This window comes from Variovorax sp. KBS0712 (genome assembly GCF_006323185.2).
GTDB classification, from domain to species: domain Bacteria; phylum Pseudomonadota; class Gammaproteobacteria; order Burkholderiales; family Burkholderiaceae_C; genus Variovorax; species Variovorax boronicumulans.
The window spans coordinates 982,126-1,003,330 of record NZ_VCCD02000002.1; the positions used below are offsets into that span (position 1 = coordinate 982,126).

General features: G+C 67.0%; 15 protein-coding genes. 4 read left to right on the plus strand and 11 right to left on the minus strand.

The window, feature by feature from the left end; genetic code table 11:
* Window positions 1-44: 44 nt before the first annotated feature.
* The 6 genes from FFI97_RS21505 to uvrA all read right to left on the minus strand — a co-directional run bounded on the left by FFI97_RS21505 (window position 45) and on the right by uvrA (window position 12,045).
* Window positions 45-1,331 (minus strand): restriction endonuclease subunit S, encoded by a 1,287-nt coding sequence (locus FFI97_RS21505; protein ID WP_221937708.1) that lies wholly within the window; start codon window positions 1,329-1,331, stop codon window positions 45-47.
* Window positions 1,321-2,880, minus strand: a complete 1,560-nt coding sequence (locus FFI97_RS21510; protein ID WP_139701375.1) for a type I restriction-modification system subunit M — start codon at window positions 2,878-2,880, stop codon at window positions 1,321-1,323. The genes FFI97_RS21505 and FFI97_RS21510 overlap by 11 nt, the downstream gene beginning before the upstream one ends.
* A gap of 91 nt (window positions 2,881-2,971) precedes the next feature.
* Window positions 2,972-3,940, minus strand: a complete 969-nt coding sequence (locus FFI97_RS21515; protein ID WP_095947927.1) for a Bug family tripartite tricarboxylate transporter substrate binding protein — start codon at window positions 3,938-3,940, stop codon at window positions 2,972-2,974.
* Between the two features lie 106 nt (window positions 3,941-4,046).
* Window positions 4,047-5,093 carry a histone deacetylase family protein gene (locus tag FFI97_RS21520; RefSeq protein ID WP_139701374.1) on the minus strand — a complete coding sequence of 349 codons (1,047 nt, stop codon included), beginning with the start codon at window positions 5,091-5,093 and terminating at the stop codon, window positions 4,047-4,049.
* 34 nt (window positions 5,094-5,127) lie between these two features.
* The gene (locus FFI97_RS21525) at window positions 5,128-6,177 is read right to left on the minus strand and encodes an ornithine cyclodeaminase (RefSeq protein ID WP_139701373.1); all 1,050 of its coding nucleotides are present in this window, start codon (window positions 6,175-6,177) and stop codon (window positions 5,128-5,130) included.
* 117 nt (window positions 6,178-6,294) lie between these two features.
* Window positions 6,295-12,045: an excinuclease ABC subunit UvrA gene (gene uvrA, locus FFI97_RS21530; protein ID WP_139701372.1), complete on the minus strand. Its 5,751-nt coding sequence runs from the start codon at window positions 12,043-12,045 to the stop codon at window positions 6,295-6,297.
* A gap of 185 nt (window positions 12,046-12,230) precedes the next feature.
* Here uvrA and FFI97_RS21535 point away from each other — a divergent pair, with 185 nt between their 5' ends.
* On the plus strand, window positions 12,231-13,361 hold the full coding sequence (locus FFI97_RS21535) for an ABC transporter substrate-binding protein (protein WP_139701371.1): 1,131 nt from the start codon (window positions 12,231-12,233) through the stop codon (window positions 13,359-13,361).
* Window positions 13,362-13,377: 16 nt separating this feature from the next.
* Here the strand turns inward: FFI97_RS21535 and FFI97_RS21540 are convergent, their stop codons facing one another.
* From FFI97_RS21540 to FFI97_RS21560, 5 genes are all read right to left on the minus strand, one after another.
* Window positions 13,378-13,566 (minus strand): hypothetical protein, encoded by a 189-nt coding sequence (locus tag FFI97_RS21540; protein WP_056577413.1) that lies wholly within the window; start codon window positions 13,564-13,566, stop codon window positions 13,378-13,380.
* Window positions 13,567-13,697: 131 nt separating this feature from the next.
* On the minus strand, window positions 13,698-15,392 hold the full coding sequence (locus tag FFI97_RS21545) for an MFS transporter (protein WP_062477354.1): 1,695 nt from the start codon (window positions 15,390-15,392) through the stop codon (window positions 13,698-13,700).
* 213 nt (window positions 15,393-15,605) lie between these two features.
* A complete protein-coding gene (locus FFI97_RS21550) occupies window positions 15,606-16,244 on the minus strand; it encodes a 2-hydroxychromene-2-carboxylate isomerase (protein ID WP_139701370.1) in 639 nt (212 codons plus the stop codon).
* Entirely contained in the window at window positions 16,241-16,510 is a 270-nt protein-coding gene (locus tag FFI97_RS21555; RefSeq protein WP_139701369.1) for a DUF1289 domain-containing protein, read from the minus strand. The genes FFI97_RS21550 and FFI97_RS21555 overlap by 4 nt, the downstream gene beginning before the upstream one ends.
* Window positions 16,507-16,995, minus strand: coding sequence for a YbaK/EbsC family protein (locus FFI97_RS21560; protein ID WP_056577405.1), 489 nt, complete (start codon window positions 16,993-16,995; stop codon window positions 16,507-16,509). Before FFI97_RS21560 ends, FFI97_RS21555 begins: the two co-directional genes overlap by 4 nt.
* Window positions 16,996-17,443: 448 nt before the next feature.
* On the opposite strand from FFI97_RS21560, the gene nirB reads away from it, so the two are divergent.
* From nirB to FFI97_RS21575, 3 genes are read left to right on the plus strand one after another with little or no spacing between them, the layout of a single operon-like run.
* A complete protein-coding gene (gene nirB, locus FFI97_RS21565) occupies window positions 17,444-19,963 on the plus strand; it encodes a nitrite reductase large subunit NirB (RefSeq protein WP_144004501.1) in 2,520 nt (839 codons plus the stop codon).
* 26 nt (window positions 19,964-19,989) lie between these two features.
* Window positions 19,990-20,331, plus strand: a complete 342-nt coding sequence (gene nirD / locus FFI97_RS21570) for a nitrite reductase small subunit NirD (protein WP_070062899.1) — start codon at window positions 19,990-19,992, stop codon at window positions 20,329-20,331.
* 50 nt (window positions 20,332-20,381) lie between these two features.
* The gene (locus FFI97_RS21575; RefSeq protein WP_062477339.1) at window positions 20,382-21,194 is read left to right on the plus strand and encodes a formate/nitrite transporter family protein; all 813 of its coding nucleotides are present in this window, start codon (window positions 20,382-20,384) and stop codon (window positions 21,192-21,194) included.
* Window positions 21,195-21,205 lie beyond the last annotated feature (11 nt).

Here is a 21,205-nt window from a genome sequence, read left to right on the forward strand (position 1 = left end):
TGGACATAAACAAAGGGATCAGAGCAAAAATCGGATGTTGAAATTCAAGCAGCGATTGCTTCCTCAACCTGATCTTGGAGCTCTGACAGACGCAGCCGACCGGAGATCAACCGGGGAAGCAAGGTATCGCGGAGATCGGTCAATGTCCGTATTAATTGCTTGGACACAACGATGCGTTGATATAAAGGGTCTGCCACCAATCCAAATGCTTCTCGAACTCGCTTTTCTGCGATCACGATCTTGAACCTGTCGATATCGTTTTTACCAAGATGAATAACTGTAGTGGCTGTCTCTGATGCTTCGACCCTTGCCAGCATGGGAATAATGGAGCTCCGGACATATGCCGCGGAGAACCCTTGCTGAGGAGCAAACACGCAAACTCGTTGATTGAGCCAGCACTCTTCGCCTCCCCAAAGATACGCGCGAAATTCACCATCCATTCCCACGACCACATCGCCGGGCTGCACCATATAACCTTTGGGGTGCGCCTCTTGCGTATAAATGGATGGCGATTCATCACGCAAATCGCGGATTCGGATCAACGGCTTTCCAATGCCGTCCACATTGAACTGCGCCGAAGCGAAGGGGGCACCGTAGATAACCTTTGCGGCCGAATACACCGAGTCAACACACCAGCCGCGTGGAATCAAGCCCAAGTCAGATACTTCAAACCCATCTGGAAACAGTGCGGCTGTAGCCTCGTCCATTCCCTCGGGAGCACGCCCGGCCATTTTGGCGCGCACGGGGTCGAAATCGATAAACCACGACTTAAACAGCGCTTGGGCAATAGCTTCGAGCGTGGCGTTGGTTTCGCGAAGCAGAGTAATACGGTCATCGAGGCAAGACAGCACAGTGATGACTTCGTCTTGCATCTTCAAACTAGGAACTGCCACCAGCATCGTCTTGGCAGCGCCAACATTGAAGTGCTGCTGAACAGCACCCACTGTATGAGAAGAGATATGGTGCGATGCAATTGAATTGACCCAGTAACAAAGAAACCGTGGTCGCAATTTCTCGCCGCATCTAACAAGCACCAAATCAGAACAGTTTGCTTCTTTCAGCCAGTCAGGGATTACGGCGCATGTTCCAGGTTTACCCGTCCTCACAATCGCGACATCACCTGGGCGTAAAGAAGATTTCTTGATTCGCTGATGAAACTCACGAGTAACGAATTTCAGATCGTTTTTATTGACCCCGAAAGGCTCAATATTCAGTGACCGAAGAAACGGTATGCCTGACTCCACGTACTCCGAGGCCATGGGTCCGACATAGCCTACAGTTACTTCGTTCGCGACTCTTCCCAAGGGCTTAAGCGGCCAATCAGAACTCATAGCCCAACGCTCCCAGTTCTTTTCGGATCAGTCGGTCCAGCTTTGCGCCTTCCGCCATCTGGCCGCCAAGCATTTTTGTGAGCTTCTGCATTTTTTCAGTGAACACTTCGTCGTCGTCCTCGACCTCTTCTGCGTCGATATAGCGACCCGGCGTAAGCACATAACCATGCTGTGCGATTTCTTCGAGCGTGGCGCTACAGCAGAAGCCAGCAACGTCCTCATAGGCAGACAACGAAGCATCACCGCGCCACGCGGCAACAGTATTCGCAATACGGTCGATTACGTCATCCGTCAGCTCGCACTGCACGCGACTGATCATGGTCGCCAGCTTGCGAGCATCAATGAACAGCACTTCCCCCTTACGTACCGCTGCCTTCTTCTTCGTCAAGAACCACAGGCACGCCGGAATCTGCGTGTTGAAGAAGAGCTGCCCAGGCAACGCAACCATGACTTCAACCACATCCGCCTCGACCATCGCAGCACGAATCTGCCCTTCATTGTTCTGGCTGCTGCTCATGCTGCCGTTGGCCAGCACGATGCCCGCACGGCCGGTATCGGGCTTCAGGTGGTGCAGCATGTGTTGCAACCAGGCGTAGTTGGCATTGCCCTGCGGCGGATCGCCATACACCCAGCGTGCATCGCCCTCCAGACTTCCGTGCCACCAGTCGCTGATGTTGAACGGCGGATTGGCCAGCACGAAATCAGCACGCAAATCCTTGTGCTGATCGCGCACGAAGCTGTCGGCAGGCTCCTTGCCCAGATTGAAGTCGAGCCCGCGAATGGCGAGATTCATCGCGGCCAGCCGCCACGTGGTCGGATTCGCCTCTTGCCCATAGATGGACACGTCGCCGAGCTTGCCACCATGCGCCTCGATGAATTCCTCGCTCTGCACGAACATGCCGCCTGACCCGCAGCACGGGTCATACACCTTGCCGTGGTGCGGTGCGAGCACGGCCACCAACGTCTTGACGATGCTGCGCGGCGTATAGAACTGCCCACCCCGCTTGCCTTCGGCATTGGCAAACATGCCGAGGAAGTATTCATACACCTGCCCGAGCACGTCGCGGGCCACCGCGGCGTCTTCCCCGAAACCGATGGTCGACACCAGGTCGATCAGTTCGCCCAGCTTGCCGTCCGGCAGTTGGGCGCGGGCATAGCGCTTGTCGAGGATGTTCTTGAGGCTGGGGTTCTCCGCCTCGATGAGCGTCAGTGCGTCGTCGATGCGCTTGCCGATGTTCGCCTGCTTGGCGGCGGCACGAATACTCTCCCAACGGGCGGCTTCGGGCACCCAGAAGACGTTGGCGGCGCGGTAGTAGTCGCGGTCTTCCAGCTCTGCGGCCACGTCGTCGGGCGTGGCTTCGGGCAGGTGGTATTCGTCGGCCGGGTCGGCAAAACGCTTGACCAGCTCCGCATTGCGGGCCGCAAACGTGTCGGAGATGTATTTGACGAAGATGAGGCCGAGTACAAGGTGCTTGTACTCGGCGGCATCCATGTTGGCGCGCAGCTTGTCCGCTGTGGCCCAAAGGGTTTTCTTGAAGGATTCGATCATCTGGCTAAGCTGGCAGGCTCGCCGGGGGCGCCACGCGCCCTTCCGGGAGGCCGAAGCGTAGCGCAAGAAGACCGGAGGCCTCCCCGCCGCCTCACTTCTCCTTGGCCAACCCCAGCTTGTCGATGATCACCTTCTCGCGCACCACCGTGTCCTGCGCGAACTTGGTGTACGTGGCCGAGCTCATGTAGTTGGGCAGCATGTCGTAGCGGCCGAGCGAGGCCACGTAGCTCGGTTCTTCCATCGCCTGCTTGAACGCGTCGTGCAGCTTCTTCACGACCTCGGGCGGGGTGCCCTTGGGGGCGCCGATGCCGAAGGGCGAGTTCTGCACCACGTCGTAGCCCAGCTCCTTCAGCGTGGGCGCGTCGGGGAACTTGGCCAGGCGCTTCTCGCCCCAGGTGTTGAGCACGCGCAGCTTGCCGGCCTCGACCTGCGGCGCGAAGCCGGTGCTGTCGGCCGCCGCCATGAGCTGGCCGCTGACCACGGCCAGCATCAGGTCGGCGCTGCCCTTGTAGGGCACGTGCTGCAGCGTGATGCCGGCCTTCTGCGCCACGATCTCGGTCGTGAGGTGCGGGCTGGTCAGGTTGCCGGTCGAGCCGTAGGTGAGCTTGCCGGGGTTGGCCTTGGCGTAGGCGACGAAGTCGGCCCAGGTCTTGAAGGGGCTGTCGGCCGGCACGACGATGCCGAAGGCATAGCCGGTGACGTTCAGCACGTAGCTGATGTCCTTGAGCGGGTCCCAGTTGATCTTGGTGGTGTAGCCCAGGCGGAACACACCGAGCGGAATCTGCGCGACGGTGTAGCCGTCAGGCTGCGCGGTCTGCAGCGCCTGCGCGGGCAGCGTGCCGCCGGCGCCGGGCTTGTTGTCGATGATCACGGGCTGGCCCAGGATCTTGCTGGCGTTGTCGGCCAGCTGGCGCATGGTGATGTCGGTCGGGCCGCCCGCGGGAAAGGCGATCACGAGCTTGATGGGTTTCGCGGGAAAGGCCTGTGCAAGCACCGCCAGCGGCGCGGCGAGGCCGCAGGCGGCCAGCGTGGCGGCACGGAGAAGGGAACGGCGAAACATGACGGAAGGCTCCTGAAGCGTGGATCGAGCCGCGCATTGGGCCCTGCCCCGCCCGGTGCAGCAATCGGGGCTCACCCGACTGCTGTCGCCAGGGCTACTCGCCCCCTCAGCCCGCGGCTTGCGCGAAGCCTTCGAGAACGTTGACCGCGTTCACACCCACCTCGGCCACCGCATAGCCGCCCTCGAACACGAACACCGTCGGCAAGCCCGCGCGCGCGAGGTCTTCGCCCATGCGCAGGTAGTCGTCGCTCTTCAGCTTGAAGCCCGAGATCGGGTCGCCCTCGAAGGTGTCGACGCCCAGCGAGACCACGAGCGCGCCGGCCTTGACCTTCGCGATGCCGTCGAGCGCCGTCTTGAGCGCCGTGCGCCAGGCCGCGAAATCGGTGCCGCGGGGCAGCGGCAGGTTGTGATTGAAGCCCTCGCCCTTGCCGGCGCCGCGCTCGTCGGCATGGCCCAGGTAGTACGGGTAGTCGGTCAGCGGGTCGCCGTGCAGGCTGGCGAAGTGCACGTCGCTGCGTTCGTAGAAGATGGCCTGCGTGCCGTTGCCGTGGTGGTAGTCGACATCGAGCACGGCCACACGCTCGACGCCCGCATCGCGCAGCGCCTGCGCGGCGACGGCGGCGTTGTTGACGAAGCAGTAGCCGCCGAAGAAGTCCGCGCCCGCATGGTGGCCCGGCGGGCGCGTGAGGGCGAAGGCGCTGCGCTCGCCGCCGAGGACGCGCTGCGTCGCCGTCCATGCACACGCGGCGCCATGGCGCGCGGCGGTCCAGCTGCCGGCCATCAGCGGCGTGCCGGCGTCGAACGCAAAGAGGCCCAGGCGCGCGGGAAAGCTCTTCGGCAGCACGTCGGTGCGCATGCCGCGCGTGGGCCAGTACGAGGGCAGCGCGTCGCGCGCGGCGTTGGCGGCGTCGAGCGCCACCCACTCGTCCCAGGCATGGGCGATGAAGTCGAGGTAACGCGGCGCATGCACCTTCGCCAGCAGCGCGTCGTCGAACGCATCGGGCGCCTGCAGCGGGCCGAGGCCGCGCCGCTCGAGTTCATGCCTCACATGGTCGACGCGGGCGGGCACCTCGAAGCAGGGCACCAGCTCGCCCCGGAACATTTCGACTTGGCCTTGGTGCAGGGCGTGCTGGTCGTTGTAGATGGTGAGCATGAAGCGGCGAAGGGCGTGACGACAGGGCTTGCCATCATGCCGCACGCCGCAGCACCGCCCGGCGCCGCCCCGAGGCGGTGAGGCCGAACAGGTCCTTCGGGTCGTCGAGCTCGGGCACCAGCGCAATCTGCCGGCCCACGCCGCGCTCCAGCGCCAGCTGCTGGATGCAGCGCAGCGCCGTGTAGTCCTCCAGCGCGAAGCCGACCGAGTCGAACACCGTCACCTGCTCCGGCCGCTCGCGGCCGGGCACTTCGCCCAGCAGCACGCGCCACAGCTCGTGCACCGGGAAGTCGGGTGCCAGCTGCTGGATCTCGCCCTCGATGCGGGTCTGCGGCTCGTACTCGACGAACACGCGCGCGCCGCGCAGCACGTCGGGGTGCAGCTCGGTCTTGCCGGGCGAATCGCCGCCCACGGCGTTGATGTGCATGCCGGACTCGATCATCTCGGGCGTGAGCACGGTCGCGTGGCCCTGGAAGGCGGTGATGGTGGTCACGATGTCGGCGCCGCGCACCGCCTCGGCGGTGGAGCCGGCGCGCACGATCTCCATCGGCGTGCAGGCCGCGAGGTGGCGCACCAGCTTGTCGGTGGCGCGCGGGTCGATGTCGAACACGCGCACCTGCTCGATGCCCAGCAGCGCATGGAAGGCCAGCGCCTGGAACTCGCTCTGCGAGCCGTTGCCGATGAGCGCCAGGCTGCGCGCATCGGGCCGCGCCAGCGCCTTGGCGGCCATGGCCGAAGTGGCGGCCGTGCGCAGCGCGGTGGTGAGCGTGAGTTCGGACAGCAGCACGGGGTAGCCCGTGTCGACCTCGGCCAGCACGCCGAAGGCCATGACCGTGGGCAGGCCGACCTGCGTGTTGTGCGGGTGGCCGTTGACGTACTTGAAGGCATAGGCGCCATCGTCGGCCACGGGCATGAGCTCGATCACGCCCAGATGCGAATGGCTGGCCACGCGCGCCTTCTTGTCGAACTCGCGCCATCGCAGGAAGTCATCGCGCAGCGCGTCGGCCAGCGTGACGAGGAATTCCGGGACGCCGGTCTCATCCACCAGGCGAACCAGGCTGTGAACATCGATGAAGCGGGTCATGGCGCGGCTCCTTGCGTAGCCCCCGGCACGGCGCTTCATCCGTTCACACGGTCTCCACCATGGCTGATTCAGGATGCGCCTGCGCCAAGGGTTGAGGCCATTGTGCGCCTGTGCGCGTCAACGTGCCAACACGGCCTTTAGAGCTACGCCAGTGTGCGTACCCAATCGCACCACCTCCTCCGGCGGCGCCGCCGCGACGATGCGCCCGCCCGCGTTGCCGCCCTCGGGTCCGAGGTCGAGGATCCAGTCGGCTTCGGCGATCAGGTCGAGGTCGTGCTCGATCACCACCACGCTGTGGCCGCCGTTCACCAGCCGGTGCAGCACGTGGATCAGCTTCTCGACGTCGGCCATGTGCAGGCCCACGGTCGGCTCGTCGAGCACGTACAGCGTGTGCGGCGCCTTCTGGCCGCGGCGGGTGATGTCGTCGCGCACCTTGCTGAGTTCGGTCACCAGCTTGATGCGCTGCGCCTCGCCGCCCGACAGGGTGGGCGACGGCTGCCCCAGCGTGAGGTAGCCCAGGCCGACGTCCTTCAGCAGCTGCAGCGGGTGCGCGATGTTGGGCATGCTGGCAAAGAACTCGACCGCCTCGTCGACCTCCATCTTCAGCACGTCGCCGATGCTCTTGCCGCGCCAGCTCACGGCCAGCGTCTCGGGGTTGAAGCGCGCGCCGTGGCAGACCTCGCAGGGCACCTTCACGTCGGGCAGGAAGCTCATCTCGATGGTGCGCACGCCCGCGCCTTCGCAGCCCGGGCAACGGCCTTCGCCGGTGTTGAAGCTGAAGCGCGCCGGGCCGTAGCCGCGCGCCTTGGCCTCGAGGGTGTCGGCAAAGAGCTTGCGGATGGTGTCCCAGAAACCGATGTAGGTGGCGGGGCAGCTGCGCGGTGTCTTGCCGATGGGGGTCTGGTCGACCTCGAGCACGCGGTCGATGACCTCGTAGCCGTCGACGCCGCGGCAGCCGGTCCAGGCCGGGCGCTTGCCCGCGGCATCGGCGTCGCGGCCGGCCTTGGTCATGCGCTGCACCACGATGCCCTGCACGCTGGCCAGCAGCACGTCGCGCGCGAGCGTCGACTTGCCCGAGCCGCTCACGCCCGTGACCACCACGAGGCGGTGCAGCGGCAGCGTGGCGGTCACGTCCTGCAGGTTGTGCAGGTCGGCGCCGTGCACGGTGAGCCAGTTGCCGCTGTCTTCCGCCTTCGGATCGGGCGAGGGAATGAGGCGGCGCGCCTGCAGCGGGTGCTTGATGGCATCGCGCAGGTAGCGGCCGGTCTGCGAATCGCCGGCCTTCTGGATGTCGGCCACCGTGCCCTCGGCCACGAGGCGGCCGCCACGCTTGCCGGCGCTGGGGCCGATGTCGATGATGTGGTCGGCGCGGCGGATGGTGTCTTCGTCGTGCTCCACCACCACCAGCGTGTTGCCCTTCTCGCCGAGCTTGTGCAGCGCGTTCAGCAGGATCTGGTTGTCGCGTGCATGCAGGCCGATGGTCGGCTCGTCGAGCACGTAGCACACGCCCTGCAGGTTGCTGCCCAGCTGCGCCGCCAGGCGGATGCGCTGCGCCTCGCCGCCCGAGAGCGTGGGCGCGCCACGGTCGAGCGTGAGGTAGCCCAGGCCCACTTCTTCGAGGAATTCGAGGCGGCTCTTGATCTCGGGCACGAGGTCGCGGGCGATCTCGGCTTCGCGGCCGTTGAGCACCAGCCCTTCGAACCACTGGCGCACCTCGGTCACGCTCATGCGCGCCAGCTGCGTGATGCCGATGCCGCCCGAGCCGTCGGCCGCAGTGCCGAAGCCCACGGCGCGCGCGGTGGCGTTCAGGCGCGTGCCTTCGCAGGTCGGGCACGCCACGTCGGCGAGGTCTTCCACCTCGGGCTCGGCGAAGGTCTGTTCGCGGCCCTTGTTGTCGTCGTCGCGGATCGAATCGTCGAAGACCTTGCGCTGGTCCTTGCTGAGCTTCACGCCCGTGCCCACGCAGTCGGGGCACCAGCCGTGCTTGCTGTTGTAGCTGAACAGGCGCGGATCGAGTTCGGCATAGCTGGTGCTGCACACCGGGCAGGCGCGCAGCGTGGAGAACACCTGCACGCGGCCGATCCCCACGGCGGACACGCCGGCCATCATGGCGGCGCGCAGGCCGTCGAGCTCGCTCAGCACATGGACCACGCCCTTGCCGTGCTCGAGCGCCCTGGTGAGCGCCGCGCGCAGTTCGTTCTCCTGCGAGGGCAGCACGTCGAGGCTGGCCACGGGCAGCTCGATGCTGTGTTCCTTGAAGCGGTCGATGCGCGGAAAGCCCGTGGTCGGCAGGAAGTCGCCGTCCACGCGCAGGTGCGTGAAGCCGCGCGGGCGCGCCCAGTCGGCCAGCTCGGTGTACACGCCCTTGCGGTTGCTCACCAGCGGCGCGAGCAGGCCGATGTGCTGGCCCTTGAAGTTGCGCATCAGCTGCGCGGCGATGCTGTCGGGCGTCTGCGGCTGCACGGCCGCGCCGTCGTGCACGCAGTGCTGGATGCCCAGCTTCACGTACAACAGGCGCAGGAAGTGCCACACCTCGGTGGTGGTGCCCACCGTGCTCTTGCGGCCGCCGCGCGACAGGCGCTGCTCGATGGCCACCGTGGGTGGAATGCCGTACACCGCGTCCACCTCGGGCCGGCCCGCGGGCTGCACGATGCTGCGCGCGTAGGCGTTGAGCGATTCGAGATACCGGCGCTGGCCTTCGTTGAAAAGAATGTCGAACGCGAGCGTCGACTTGCCCGAGCCGCTCACGCCCGTCACCACGCTGAACTTGCCGCGCGGAATGTCCACGCTGAGGTTCTTCAGGTTGTGCTCGCGCGCGTTGACGATCTCGATGGCGTTGCCGCCCGGCGCCGTCTTGGCGTTGGCGATGTAGCGCCGCGCGGCGCGCTCGGCCACCTTGTAGGCGCCCGGGCCGACGGCGAGTTCGTAGTCGGCCAGCGCCGCGCCGGTGAGCGAGGCGCGGTTCTCGCGCAGCTGCTCGGGCGTGCCTTCGGCCACCACCTGGCCGCCGGCATCGCCGCCTTCGGGGCCGAGGTCGATGAGCCAGTCGCTGGCGCGAATCACGTCCAGGTTGTGCTCGATGACGATGAGCGAATGGCCCGCGTCGAGCAGCTTGCGCAGCGCGCGCATGAGCCGCGCGATGTCGTCGAAGTGCAGGCCGGTGGTCGGCTCGTCGAACAGGAACAGCGTGCCCTTGCGCGCCACCATCTGGCGGCTCGCGGTCGCGCTCTTGGCGGCTTCGGCCAGGAAGCCCGCCAGCTTCAGGCGCTGCGCCTCGCCGCCCGACAGCGTGGGCACGGGCTGGCCGAGCTTCACGTAGTCCAGGCCCACGTCGACGATGGGCTGCAGCACGCGCAGCACGTCGCGGTCGGTGTCGAACAGCGCCGCGGCCTCGGCCACGGTGAGCTCCAGGATGTCGGCCACGTTGTAGCCCTTGGCCTTGCGCTCGATCTTCACTTCGAGGATCTCGGGCCGGTAGCGCTTGCCGTCGCAGTCGGGGCAGCGCAGGTACACGTCCGACAGGAACTGCATCTCGACGTGCTCGAAGCCCGAGCCGCCGCAGGTGGGGCAGCGCCCGTCGCCGGAGTTGAAGCTGAACTTGCTCGCGGTGTAGCCGCGCTGGCGCGACAGCGCCGCGGTGGCGAAGATTTCGCGGATGGCGTCCCACGCGCCCACGTAGCTCGCGGGGTTGGAGCGCGCGGTCTTGCCGATGGGCGACTGGTCGACGAACACCACGTCGCCCAGGTGATCGGCGCCGAGCATGCGGTCGTGCGCGCCCGGCGTCTCGGTGGCCTTGCCGAAGTGGCGCATGAGCGCGGGCGCCAGCACGTCCTGGATGAGCGTCGATTTGCCCGAGCCGCTCACGCCGGTCACGCACACGAGGCGCGCGAGCGGAAAGTCGACCGTGATGTTCTTCAGGTTGTGCTCGCGCACGCCTTCGAGGATGAGCCGGTGCGTGTTCTCGCTCACGAGCCGCTTGAAGCCCATGCCGATCTTCTTGCGCCCGCCCAGGTACTGGCCGGTGAGCGTGTCGGCGTCGCGCAGCTGGTCGGTGCCGCCGTCGAACACGATCTGCCCGCCGCGCGCGCCGGGGCCGGGGCCCATGTCGATCACGCGGTCGGCCGCGAGCATCACGGCCGGGTCGTGCTCGACCACCACCAGCGTGTTGCCGGCATCGCGCAGGCGCAGCATGGCCTCGGTGATGCGGTTCATGTCGCGCGGATGCAGGCCGATGCTGGGTTCGTCGAGCACGAACAGCGTGTTCACCAGCGAGGTGCCCAGCGCCGTCGTGAGGTTGATGCGCTGGACCTCGCCGCCGCTGAGCGTGCGGCTCTGGCGGTCGAGCGTGAGGTAGCCGATGCCCACGTCGTGCAGATAGCGCAGGCGCGTGGTGATCTCCTCGAACAGCAGCTTCAGCGCTTGGGCTTCCCCTTCGCTCGCGGGGCTGCCGTTGCCGTGGTGCTCCACGCGATCGAAGAACTTGCGCAGCCGCTCGATGGGCAGCAGCATCAGGTCGTGCAGGCACAGGCCGGGCAGCGCCTCGAGCTGCGCGCGGCTCCACTTCGCGCCGGTGGGCAGGAAGCGCTTTTCAGGCGGCAGCACCGCGTCGGCGTCGTCCTTGCTGCCGATGCGCCACAGCAGCGGATCGAGCTTCAGGCGCGCGCCGCTGCACACGGGGCACGGCGTGTAGCTGCGGTACTTCGACAAGAGCACGCGGATGTGCATCTTGTAGGCCTTGCTCTCCAGGTAGCCGAAGAAGCGGCGCACGCCGTACCACTGCTTGTTCCAGTTGCCGTCCTTGTAGTTGGGCGTGCCTTCGATCACCCAGTGTTTCTGCTCCTCGGTGAGCTTGTTCCACGGCGTGTCGCGCGGAATGCCGGCGGCCTCGGCGTGGCGCATGAGGTCGTCCTGCGCCTCTTTCCACGCGGGCGTCTGGATGGTCTTGATGGCGCCGGCGCGCAGCGTGAGCTTGTCGTTCGGGATCACGAGCCCCAGGTCGACGCCGATCACGCGGCCGAAGCCGCGGCAGGTGTCGCAGGCGCCCACCGCCGAGTTGAACGAGAACATCGACGGGATGGGGTCGGTGTAGCGGATGTCGCTCTCGGGGCAGTGCAGGCCGGTGGAGAACTTCCACACATCGGTCGGTGCGTTTTCCTCGGTGCCGGTCGCATGCACGGTCACGCGCCCGCTGCCGCGCTTGAGCGCCACCTCGATGGCCTCGACCACGCGCGCGCGCTCCGCGCTCGAGATACGGAAGCGGTCGGCCACCACGTCGAGCACCTTGCGCGGGCCGGTGGGCGTGGCCACTTCGCGCTCGGCCTGCACGCGCGTGAAGCCGCTGGCCGACAGCCACTGCGTCACTTCTTCGGCCGTGGTGCCGGCCGGCAGCTCGACCGGGAAGGTGATGACGATGCGCGGGTCGCCCGCGGCGGCCGCGCGCTCGGCGATCTGTGCGTAGATGCTGTCGGGCGAGTCGTGGCGCACCGGCAGCGCGGTCTCGCGGTCGAACAGCTGGGCCGCGCGCGCGTAGAGCAGCTTCAGGTGGTCGTTCAGCTCGGTCATCGTGCCGACCGTGGAGCGCGAGGAGCGCACCGGGTTGGTCTGGTCGATGGCGATGGCGGGCGGCACGCCCTCCACCTTGTCGACGGCGGGCTTGTCCATGCGGTCCAGGAACTGGCGCGCGTAGGCGGAAAAGGTCTCGACGTAGCGGCGCTGGCCTTCGGCGTAGAGGGTGTCGAACACGAGGCTCGACTTGCCCGAGCCGCTGGGCCCGGTGACCACGGTCATCTCGCCGGTGCGGATGTCGAGGTCGAGGTTCTGGAGGTTGTGCTGGCGCGCGCCGCGAATCCGGATGGAGCCCTGTGTCATGAGTGCCTTGGGGGGTGGGGCAAACATTCTAGGGAGTGCTTCGTGACGCTTCGCCCCACGCCGGCGCATGGGCGGCGCCCGCGCAGGGGTTTGTCTGGATGCGTCCAATGACACTTTATGAAACAAATGCGACATTTGTTTTCACAATTGTTCAGCGAGTCTCCCGAAGGCTCCGAAAGGCTTTCATGACGAAGAAGAAAGTGGCAGGTTCACGGCACGCGCTCGGCGTGGCCGCCCTGCTGGCGCTGTACGCGATGGGCGCCTCGGCCCAGATCGTGATCGGCCAGACCGCGGGCATGACCGGCTCGGTGGCCGCGAGCGTCAACGAGACCATCGGCGGCGCGCAGCTGGTGATCGACGCGGCCAATGCCCAGGGCGGCATCCACGGCGAGAAGATCGAAGTGATCCGCATGGACGACGCCTTCGACGTCAAGCGCGCGGGCGATAACGCGCGCGTGCTGATCGAGGACAAGAAGGTGCTCGCGCTCTTCATGAGCCGCGGCACGCCGCACTCGCAGGCCATCATCCCGTACCTGGACAAGAACGAGGTGGCGCTCATCGGCCCCTCGACCGGCGCGATGGTGCTGCACAAGCCGCTGCAAAAGCATGTGTTCAACGTGCGCGCCACCTACCAGCGCGAGGCCGAGAAGGCGGTGCAGCACCTGCTGACCATCGGCCTGACGCGCATCGCCGTGGTCCACGTGACCGACTCGTTCGGCGCCGACGCACTCCAGGGCGCCATGAACGGCTTCACCAAGGGCAAGGCCCAGCCGATCGCGACCGTGCCGGCCGACCGCGAGAAGCCCGACTACAAGACCATCGTGCCCGCCATCATGAAGGCCGACGCGCAGGCGGTGGTGTGGATCGGCTCGGGCGTGGCGGTGGTCGACGGCATCAAGGCGCTGCGCGCCGCGGGCTCGGCGGCGCAGGTGGTCACGCTGTCGAACAACGCCTCGTCGGGCTTCATCAAGCAGCTGGGCGACGCCAGCCGCGGCGTGATCGTGACGCAGGTGTTCCCCAGCGAACGCTCGATGGGCCAGCCGATGGTGAAGGAGGCGCTGACGCTCGCCCGCGCCAAGGGCCAGGGCGAGCTGTCACCGGCCGCGCTCGAAGGCTTCGCCTCGGCCAAGGTGCTGGTGGAGGCCTTGCGCCGCGCGGGCCCCAAGCCCACGCGCGCCAAGGTGCTCGCGGCGCTCGAAAGCCTCAAGGGCTACGACCTGGGCGGCGGACTCGAGGTGAGCTACTCGCCGCAGGACCACAGCGGCATCGACTTCGCGGACCTCGCGATCATCAGCGAAGGCCGCTTCAAGCGCTGACGCGCGCCCCGTCGGGTTACTTCGCGGCGGAGGCCGCGGCAGCCGGTGCCGACGCGCCAGGCGCCGGCGTGGCCGCCGGTGCGGGGGCGTGCGTCGTGTCGCCGCCGTGCTTCTCGCCGGACATGTCGATCTTGTCGCCGCCCATCGAAATCACATACAGGGCAATGGCGGCGAAGATGACGAAGCCGACTACGATTTTCCACATGGGTACTGTCTCCTGAGAAGTTGCAAAAGGGGAGGAAGAGGGCTCAAGAAAAAGGCCTCATGCCGCGGGGCATGAAGCCTCTTTGTTGAACGGAGGGCAGCCGCCGCGCGGCCCCCTCCAGATGCCACCGATCAGTCGTTGGCGTAGATGTCCACGTCCTTGGTCTCGCGGATGAACAGCGTGCCGATCACCAGCGTGATGCCCGCGATGATGATCGGGTACCACAGGCCGTTGTACATGTTGCCGGTCGAGGCCACGATGGCGAAGGCGGTGGTCGGCAGCAGGCCGCCGAACCAGCCGTTGCCGATGTGGTACGGCAGGCTCATCGAGGTGTAGCGGATGCGCGTGGGGAACATCTCGACCAGCATCGCGGCGATCGGGCCATAGACCATGGTCACCAGCAGCACCAGCCAGAACAGCAGCACGATGGTCAGCACCTTGTTGATCTTGGCGGGGTCGGCCTTGGACGGGTAGCCGGCAACCTTCAGGTCTTCGGCCACGCCCTTCTTGAAGGCGGCGATGGCCTTGACGCTGGTCTCGTCGAACTTGGAGTTCGCGACCACGCCGGTGGGCGCCTCGACGGTCTTGTCGCCGATCTTCACGACGGCCGCGGAGCCGGGCGCGCCGGCCACGTTCTCGTAGCTCACCGAGTTCTGCACGAGGTAGCGCTTGGCGATGTCGCACGAGCTCTTGAAGTCGATCTCGCGGGCCACCGGGTTGCCCTGGAACGAGCAGGTCTTCGGGTCGGCCGTCACGGTGACGCCGGCCGTGGCTTGCGCGCGGGCCAGGTCGGGGTTGGCGGCTTCGGTCAGCATCTTGAAGACCGGGAAGTAGGTGACCACGGCCAGCAGGCAACCGGCCATGATGATCGGCTTGCGGCCGATCTTGTCGGACAGCGTGCCGAACACCACGAAGAAGGGCGTACCGAGCAGCAGCGCGGCGGCGATCATCAGGTTGGCGGTGGTCGCATCGACCTTGAGCTGCTGCGTCAGGAAGAACAGCGCATAGAACTGGCCCGAGTACCAGACCACGGCCTGGCCGGCCGTGAGGCCGATCAGCGCCAGGATCACGATCTTCAGGTTCTTCCACTGGCCGAAGGATTCGGCCAGCGGTGCCTTCGAGGTCTTGCCCTCGGCCTTCATCTTCTGGAAGGCCGGCGACTCGGACAGCGTCAGGCGGATCCACACCGAGATGGCCAGGAGCAGGATGGAGACCAGGAACGGAATGCGCCAGCCCCACTCGCCGAAGGCCTGCTCACCGAGCCAGGTGCGCACGCCCAGGATCACGATCAGGCTCAGGAACAGGCCGAGCGTGGCCGTGGTCTGGATCCACGAGGTGTAGGCGCCGCGCTTGCCGTGCGGCGAGTGCTCGGCCACGTAGGTGGCGGCACCGCCGTACTCGCCGCCGAGCGCCAGGCCCTGCAGCATGCGCAGCGCGATCAGGATCACCGGCGCCGCGACGCCGATGGTCGCGTAGCTGGGCAAGAGGCCGACGATGAAGGTCGACAGGCCCATGATCAGGATGGTCACCAGGAAGGTGTACTTGCGACCGATCATGTCGCCCAGGCGGCCGAACACGATGGCGCCGAACGGACGCACCAGGAAGCCGGCGGCGAACGCCAGCAGCGCGAAGATGAAGGCCGCGCCCGCATCCAGGCCGCTGAAGAACTGCTTCGCGATGATCGCGGCGAGCGAACCGTACAGATAGAAGTCGTACCACTCGAACACGGTGCCGAGCGAGGAGGCGAAGATGACCTTCTTCTCCTCCGCGGACATGGGCCGGGGGGCCGGATGCGGCACTCCCCTTGAATCTAGCGTGGCTGCCATCGTCGTCTCCTGGTGTGTATGTATGCGTCCATCGGTGCCCGGCATTCGGGACCGTGGGGCATTCTTGGAGGCGCGACTGACCCGAGGCTTTCGCGAAACTGAACGGGCGCTTACGGTTTAGGGTGAAACCCGCGCTGCTCGTTTCAGCTTGTAAGAAACAAGGACCCTGCGCGGGTTTGTCCTCAGTCCTTGCTGCGAAGCAGCAAAAAAGCCTCAGCTCTTGCGCAGCAACGAGGGCCGCTGGTCGGCGCCGGTCCATTGCGGGCCGTCGAACCAGGCGTCGCCCTGCAGGTAGGCGCGCAGCATCGCCAGGCCGTCGAAGCCCCAGAACAGGCGCCCGTCGACCACGTAGCAGGGCACGCCGAACACGCCCTGCGCCACGGCCTCGTCGGTGTTGCGCTTGAGCAGGGCCTTGTTCTCGTCGCCGTTCACGTCGCGCTTCGGCTGCAGCTGCGCGGTGAGCGCGGCCAGCCGCGTGGCGTCGCCCGCCTCTTCGCCGCCGCGCCACACGTGGCGAAAGAGGGTCTCGGCCGCCAGGCGGCTGATGCTGCCGTCGTCGCCCGTGGCCACCGCCAGGCGCAGGTGCGGCAGCGGGTTGTACGGGTGCGAAGCCGGCATCTCGATGGGGATGCCGTGCGCCTGGCCCAGCCACAGCACGTGGCGGTAGGTCCAGCTGCGCTTCGAAGGAATCTCGGCCGGCCCGAGCTGGCCGTGGTGCTTGAGCAGCGCGCCCAGCAGCACCGGCTTGTAGGCCACGCTCACGCTCAGGCCTTCGAGCGCCTCGGGCAGGTGCTCGAACGCCAGGTGCGCGTAGGGCGAGATGAAATCGAGATAGAAGTCGATGTGCTTCATGCGTCGTGGTCTCCTGTGGTGGGTTCGGGCACGCGCCAGATGCCGGCCTGGGCCCGCAGTTCGATCGCGCGCCACACCTGGCGGCGGCTGTCGTCTTCCATCTTGCTCCAGCCGGCGATCTCGGGGATGGTGCGCAGGCACCCTTCGCAGAAGCCGCTCAGGCGGTCCATGCGACACACCGACGAGCACGGCGAGGGCACCTCGCCTTCCGTGCGCTGCACGGTCCCGGCGCGCTCGGCGAGCGCATGCGCTTCGTCGAAGTTCACACCACGTCGGCCACCGGCGCGCCGGTGAGCTTCTCTAAATCGTTCGGGTGCAGCTGGAACACGGCGTGCGGATGGCCCGCGGCGGCCCAGATTTCCTCGAAGCGGAACAGCTCGCGGTCGATGAGCACCACGGGCTTGGTCACATGGCCCACCGGCGACACGCCGCCGATGGTGAAGCCGGTGCGCGCCTTCACGAAGTCGGCGTCGGCGCGGCCGGTCTTGCCGACGATGGCATCGACCTTCTTCTCGTCGACGCGCTTGTCACCCGAGGTGATGACCAGCACCGCCGCCTCGTCGCTCTTGCGGCGGAAGATGATGCTCTTGGCGATCTGCCCGACCGAGATGCCGAGCGCGTCGGCGGCCTGCTGCGCGGTGCGGCAGGCGTCGTCGAGCATGCGGGGCGCATGGGGATGGCCGGCGTCCTGCAGCACGCGGGAGACGCGCTGGACACCTTCAGGAAGGGAATGGAGTTCGGAGCCGCACATGGCAAGTTCTTCGGGGTTCGTGGGGGCGTTCGCCCTCGTTGCAAGGCCCCGAGCATACGGAAAAGCCCCGCGCACCGGCGCCGCCGCCCCCTTGCGCCCCTGCACCCCGGCGCACCAATGCGGAGAGCGCCGGCGCACGACGCCCGTGCGCGGCGTGCCGGCCCCGGTCCGCTTTCGGTGCGCCATCGGCCGATGAGCCCCGCCACACGGGCTTTTGAGCGCGGCACGCTTATTGCTGAACAGGGTTGCGACCCACCGGCTTCTGCGGCGGGTTCGCAATGCCTCCGCTAACGACGGCGGGGTTCAAGCGCACCGATGGCCGCCCGCCGCCGGTTCGTCTGCTCCAACCCATTTCGCATCCGTTCCGTCGCGGGGGCCCCAACGACGCTGTCTGTTCGACAGCGGCTGCGGGGGCGCCTTCCAGGGCCGGTTGCGTGCAGGACCCCCAATGAAGATCGCAGTCATCGGCCACGGCATGGTCGGCCACAAGTTCCTCGAGCAACTCCACACGCTCGGCATTCCCGGCGCACAGGTCACCGTGCTGTGCGAAGAGCCGCGCCCGGCCTACGACCGGGTGCACCTGTCCGAATACTTCTCCGGCAAGACGGCCGACGACCTGTCGCTGGTCGAGCCCGGCTTCTTCGAGCGCAGCGGCTTCACGCTGCGCCTGGCGGCCCGCGCGGCGGCCATCGAGCGGCGCAACAACACCGTGACCACGGCCGACGGCGAGGTGATCGCCTACGACAAGCTGGTGCTGGCCACCGGCTCCAACCCCTTCGTGCCGGCCGTGCCGGGCCGCGACCGGCCGAACTGCTTTGTCTACCGCACCATCGAGGACCTGGACGCCATGAAGGCCTGCGGCGCCAAGTCGCGCAGCGGCGTGGTGGTGGGCGGCGGCCTGCTGGGCCTGGAATGCGCCAAGGCGCTGCGCGACATGGGCCTGGAAACGCACGTCGTCGAATTCGCACCGCGCCTGATGGCGGTGCAGGTCGACGAAGGCGGCGGCCGTGCATTGCGCGGCAGCATCGAGGCGCTGGGCCTGCACGTGCACACCGGCCGCAACACGGTGGAGATCGTCGACGGCGCGAGCGCACGGCACCGCATGGTGTTCGCCGACGGCACGCACCTGGAAACCGACATGATCGTGTTCTCCGCCGGCATCCGCCCGCGCGACGAACTCGCACGCCAGAGCCTGCTGGCCGTGGGCCCGCGCGGCGGCGTGGCGATCGACAGCCACTGCCGCACCAGCGACCGCAACGTCTACGCGATCGGCGAATGCGCGTCGTGGAACGAACAGGCCTTCGGCCTCGTCGCGCCGGGCTACGACATGGCCCGCGTGGCCGCGCGCCACATCGCCGGCCAGGACGACGCCGCCTTCACCGGCGCCGACCTGAGCACCAAGCTCAAGCTGATGGGCGTCGACGTCGCCAGCATCGGCGACGCGCACGGCAAGACGCCGAAGTCGCGCGCCTACCAATACATCGACGAGCGCAAGCAGGTCTACAAGAAGATCGTGGTCAGCGAAGACGGCAAGCAGCTCTTGGGCGCGGTGCTGGTCGGCGACGCCAGCGAGTACGGCACGCTGCTGCAGCTGGCGCTCAACGGCATCGCGCTGCCCGACGAGCCCGAGTTCCTCATCCTGCCGTCCAGCGACGGCAAGGCCAAGCCAGGCCTGGGCGTCGATGCGCTGCCCGACAGCGCGCAGATCTGCTCGTGCAACAGCGTCACCAAGGGCCAGATCTGCGAGGCCGTGGGCCAGGGCGTGTGCACGCCCGCCGAGATGAAGGCCTGCACACAGGCCGGCGCCACCTGCGGCGGCTGCGTGCCGCTGGTCACGCAGGTCATGAAGATGGAAATGGCCCGACGCGGCATGGCCGTGAACAACCACCTGTGCGAGCACTTCCCGTACTCGCGCCAGGAGCTGTACCACCTCATCCGCGTGGGCGAGATCCGCAGCTTCGCCGACCTGCTCGCGAAACACGGCAAGGGCCTGGGCTGCGACATCTGCAAGCCGACCGCCGCGAGCATCTTCGCCTCGTGCTGGAACGAGTTCGTGCTCAAGAAGGACCTGGCCGGCCTGCAGGACAGCAACGACTACTTCCTGGGCAACATCCAGAAGGACGGCACCTACTCGGTGGTGCCGCGCATGCCCGGCGGCGAGGTCACGCCCGAGGGCCTGATCGCCGTGGGCCAGGTCGCGAAGAAGTACGGCCTGTACACCAAGATCACCGGCGGTGCGCGCGTGGACATGTTCGGCGCGCGTGTGGAGCAGCTGCCGTCCATCTGGGAAGAACTCATCGCCGCCGGCTTCGAGTCGGGCCATGCCTACGGCAAGTCGCTGCGCACGGTGAAGAGCTGCGTGGGCTCCACCTGGTGCCGCTACGGCGTGGACGACAGCGTCGGCCTGGCCGTGGAACTGGAGAACCGCTACAAGGGCCTGCGCGCGCCGCACAAGATCAAGTTCGGCGTGTCGGGCTGCACCCGCGAATGCGCCGAGGCGCAGGGCAAGGACGTCGGCATCATCGCCACCGACAAGGGCTGGAACCTCTACGTGTGCGGCAACGGCGGCATGAAGCCGCGCCATGCCGAGCTGCTGGCGAGCGACCTGAACAAGGCCGACCTCATCCGCATGATCGACCGCTTCCTGATGTTCTACGTGCGCACGGCCGACCGCCTGCAGCGCACCAGCACCTGGCGCGAGAACCTGGAGGGCGGCCTCGACTACCTCAAGGGCGTGCTGCTGCAGGACACGCTGGGCCTGGGCGCCGAGCTCGAGGCGCAGATGCAGCACGTGGTCGACACCTACCAGTGCGAATGGAAGACCGCGGTGAACGACCCCGCCACGCGCCAGCGCTTCCGCTCCTTCGTGAACAGCGAGAAGCCCGACGAGCACATCGTCTTCGTGCAGGAGCGCGGCCAGAACCGTCCCGCACGCCCCGAAGAGCGCCGCGAAACCAGCGAAGCCTGAGCGACCCACAAGGAAGAAAACCCACCATGACCACAGACACCCAGACCTGGACCGCCGTGTGCGCCGCCGGCGACATCCTCCCCGACACCGGCGTGTGCGCGCTGGTCGACGGCGTGCATGTCGCGATCTTCCGCGTCGGCCAGGAGCCGTCGCTCTTCGCCATCGACAACGTCGACCCGAAGGCCGGCGCCAGCGTGCTCTCGCGCGGGCTGGTCGGCAGCCTGGGCGAGCGCATCGTCGTGGCCTCGCCGCTCTACAAGAACCACTTCGACCTGCGCAGCGGCGAATGCCTGGAGGCGCCCGAGCACTCGGTGCGCGCGCATGCGGTGCGCGTCGAGGACGGCCGCGTGCTCGTCGCGCTGGCCTGACGCCGCTTCGCCCTCTTCCCTTTTTTTCAGCCTCTCTCCAAGGACCCCGAATGGCCTACCTCGCTCCTGCCGAATTCGTGACCAAGATGGTCGACGCCGGTGAATCCAAGCTGCTGATGTCCACGCGCGACACGCTGATCCGCTCGTACATGGCCGGCGCCATCCTCGCGCTGGCCGCGGCCTTCGCCGTGAGCATCACCGTGAACACCGGCAACGCGCTGGTGGGTGCGATGCTGTTCCCGGTCGGCTTCATCATGCTGTACCTGCTGGGCTTCGACCTGCTCACCGGCGTGTTCACGCTGGCGCCGCTGGCCGTGCTCGACAAGCGCCCCGGCGCCACCTGGGGCGGCGTGATGCGCAACTGGAGCCTGGTGTTCGTGGGCAACTTCGCCGGCGCACTCACGGTCGCGGTGTTCATGGCGATCATCTTCACCTTCGGCTTCAGCGAAGCGCCCAACGCCATCGGCGAGAAGCTCGGCCACATCGGCGAAGGCCGCACCGTCGGCTATGCGGCGCACGGCGCGGCCGGCATGCTCACGCTGTTCATCCGCGGCGTGATGTGCAACTGGATGGTCTCGACCGGCGTGGTCGCGGCCATGATGTCGACCACCGTGTCGGGCAAGGCCATCGGCATGTGGATGCCCGTGATGGTCTTCTTCTACATGGGCTTCGAGCACTCGATCGTCAACATGTTCCTGTTCCCCGCCGGCCTGATGCTGGGCGGCAAGTTCACCTTCATGGACTACCTGATCTGGAACGAACTGCCCACGGTGATCGGCAACCTCGTCGGCGGCCTGACCTTCGTGGGCCTCACGCTGTACGCCACGCACTACAAGACGGCGGCCAAGCGCGTCGCCGGCTGAGCCCCACCGCA

Excerpts from the sequence above, each read along its gene's own strand:
- FFI97_RS21520 (WP_139701374.1), bottom strand. The coding sequence starts at position 5,093 with ATGCTCACCATCTACAACGACCAGCACGCCCTGCACCAAGGCCAAGTC.
- FFI97_RS21525 (WP_139701373.1), bottom strand. The coding sequence starts at position 6,177 with ATGACCCGCTTCATCGATGTTCACAGCCTGGTTCGCCTGGTGGATGAG.
- FFI97_RS21550 (WP_139701370.1), bottom strand. The coding sequence starts at position 16,244 with ATGAAGCACATCGACTTCTATCTCGATTTCATCTCGCCCTACGCGCAC.
- FFI97_RS21545 (WP_062477354.1), bottom strand. The coding sequence starts at position 15,392 with ATGGCAGCCACGCTAGATTCAAGGGGAGTGCCGCATCCGGCCCCCCGG.
- nirD (WP_070062899.1), top strand. The coding sequence starts at position 19,990 with ATGACCACAGACACCCAGACCTGGACCGCCGTGTGCGCCGCCGGCGAC.
- FFI97_RS21575 (WP_062477339.1), top strand. The coding sequence starts at position 20,382 with ATGGCCTACCTCGCTCCTGCCGAATTCGTGACCAAGATGGTCGACGCC.
- nirB (WP_144004501.1), top strand. The coding sequence starts at position 17,444 with ATGAAGATCGCAGTCATCGGCCACGGCATGGTCGGCCACAAGTTCCTC.
- FFI97_RS21510 (WP_139701375.1), bottom strand. The coding sequence starts at position 2,880 with ATGATCGAATCCTTCAAGAAAACCCTTTGGGCCACAGCGGACAAGCTG.
- FFI97_RS21535 (WP_139701371.1), top strand. The coding sequence starts at position 12,231 with ATGACGAAGAAGAAAGTGGCAGGTTCACGGCACGCGCTCGGCGTGGCC.
- uvrA (WP_139701372.1), bottom strand. The coding sequence starts at position 12,045 with ATGACACAGGGCTCCATCCGGATTCGCGGCGCGCGCCAGCACAACCTC.
- FFI97_RS21560 (WP_056577405.1), bottom strand. The coding sequence starts at position 16,995 with ATGTGCGGCTCCGAACTCCATTCCCTTCCTGAAGGTGTCCAGCGCGTC.
- FFI97_RS21540 (WP_056577413.1), bottom strand. The coding sequence starts at position 13,566 with ATGTGGAAAATCGTAGTCGGCTTCGTCATCTTCGCCGCCATTGCCCTG.
- FFI97_RS21515 (WP_095947927.1), bottom strand. The coding sequence starts at position 3,940 with ATGTTTCGCCGTTCCCTTCTCCGTGCCGCCACGCTGGCCGCCTGCGGC.
- FFI97_RS21505 (WP_221937708.1), bottom strand. The coding sequence starts at position 1,331 with ATGAGTTCTGATTGGCCGCTTAAGCCCTTGGGAAGAGTCGCGAACGAA.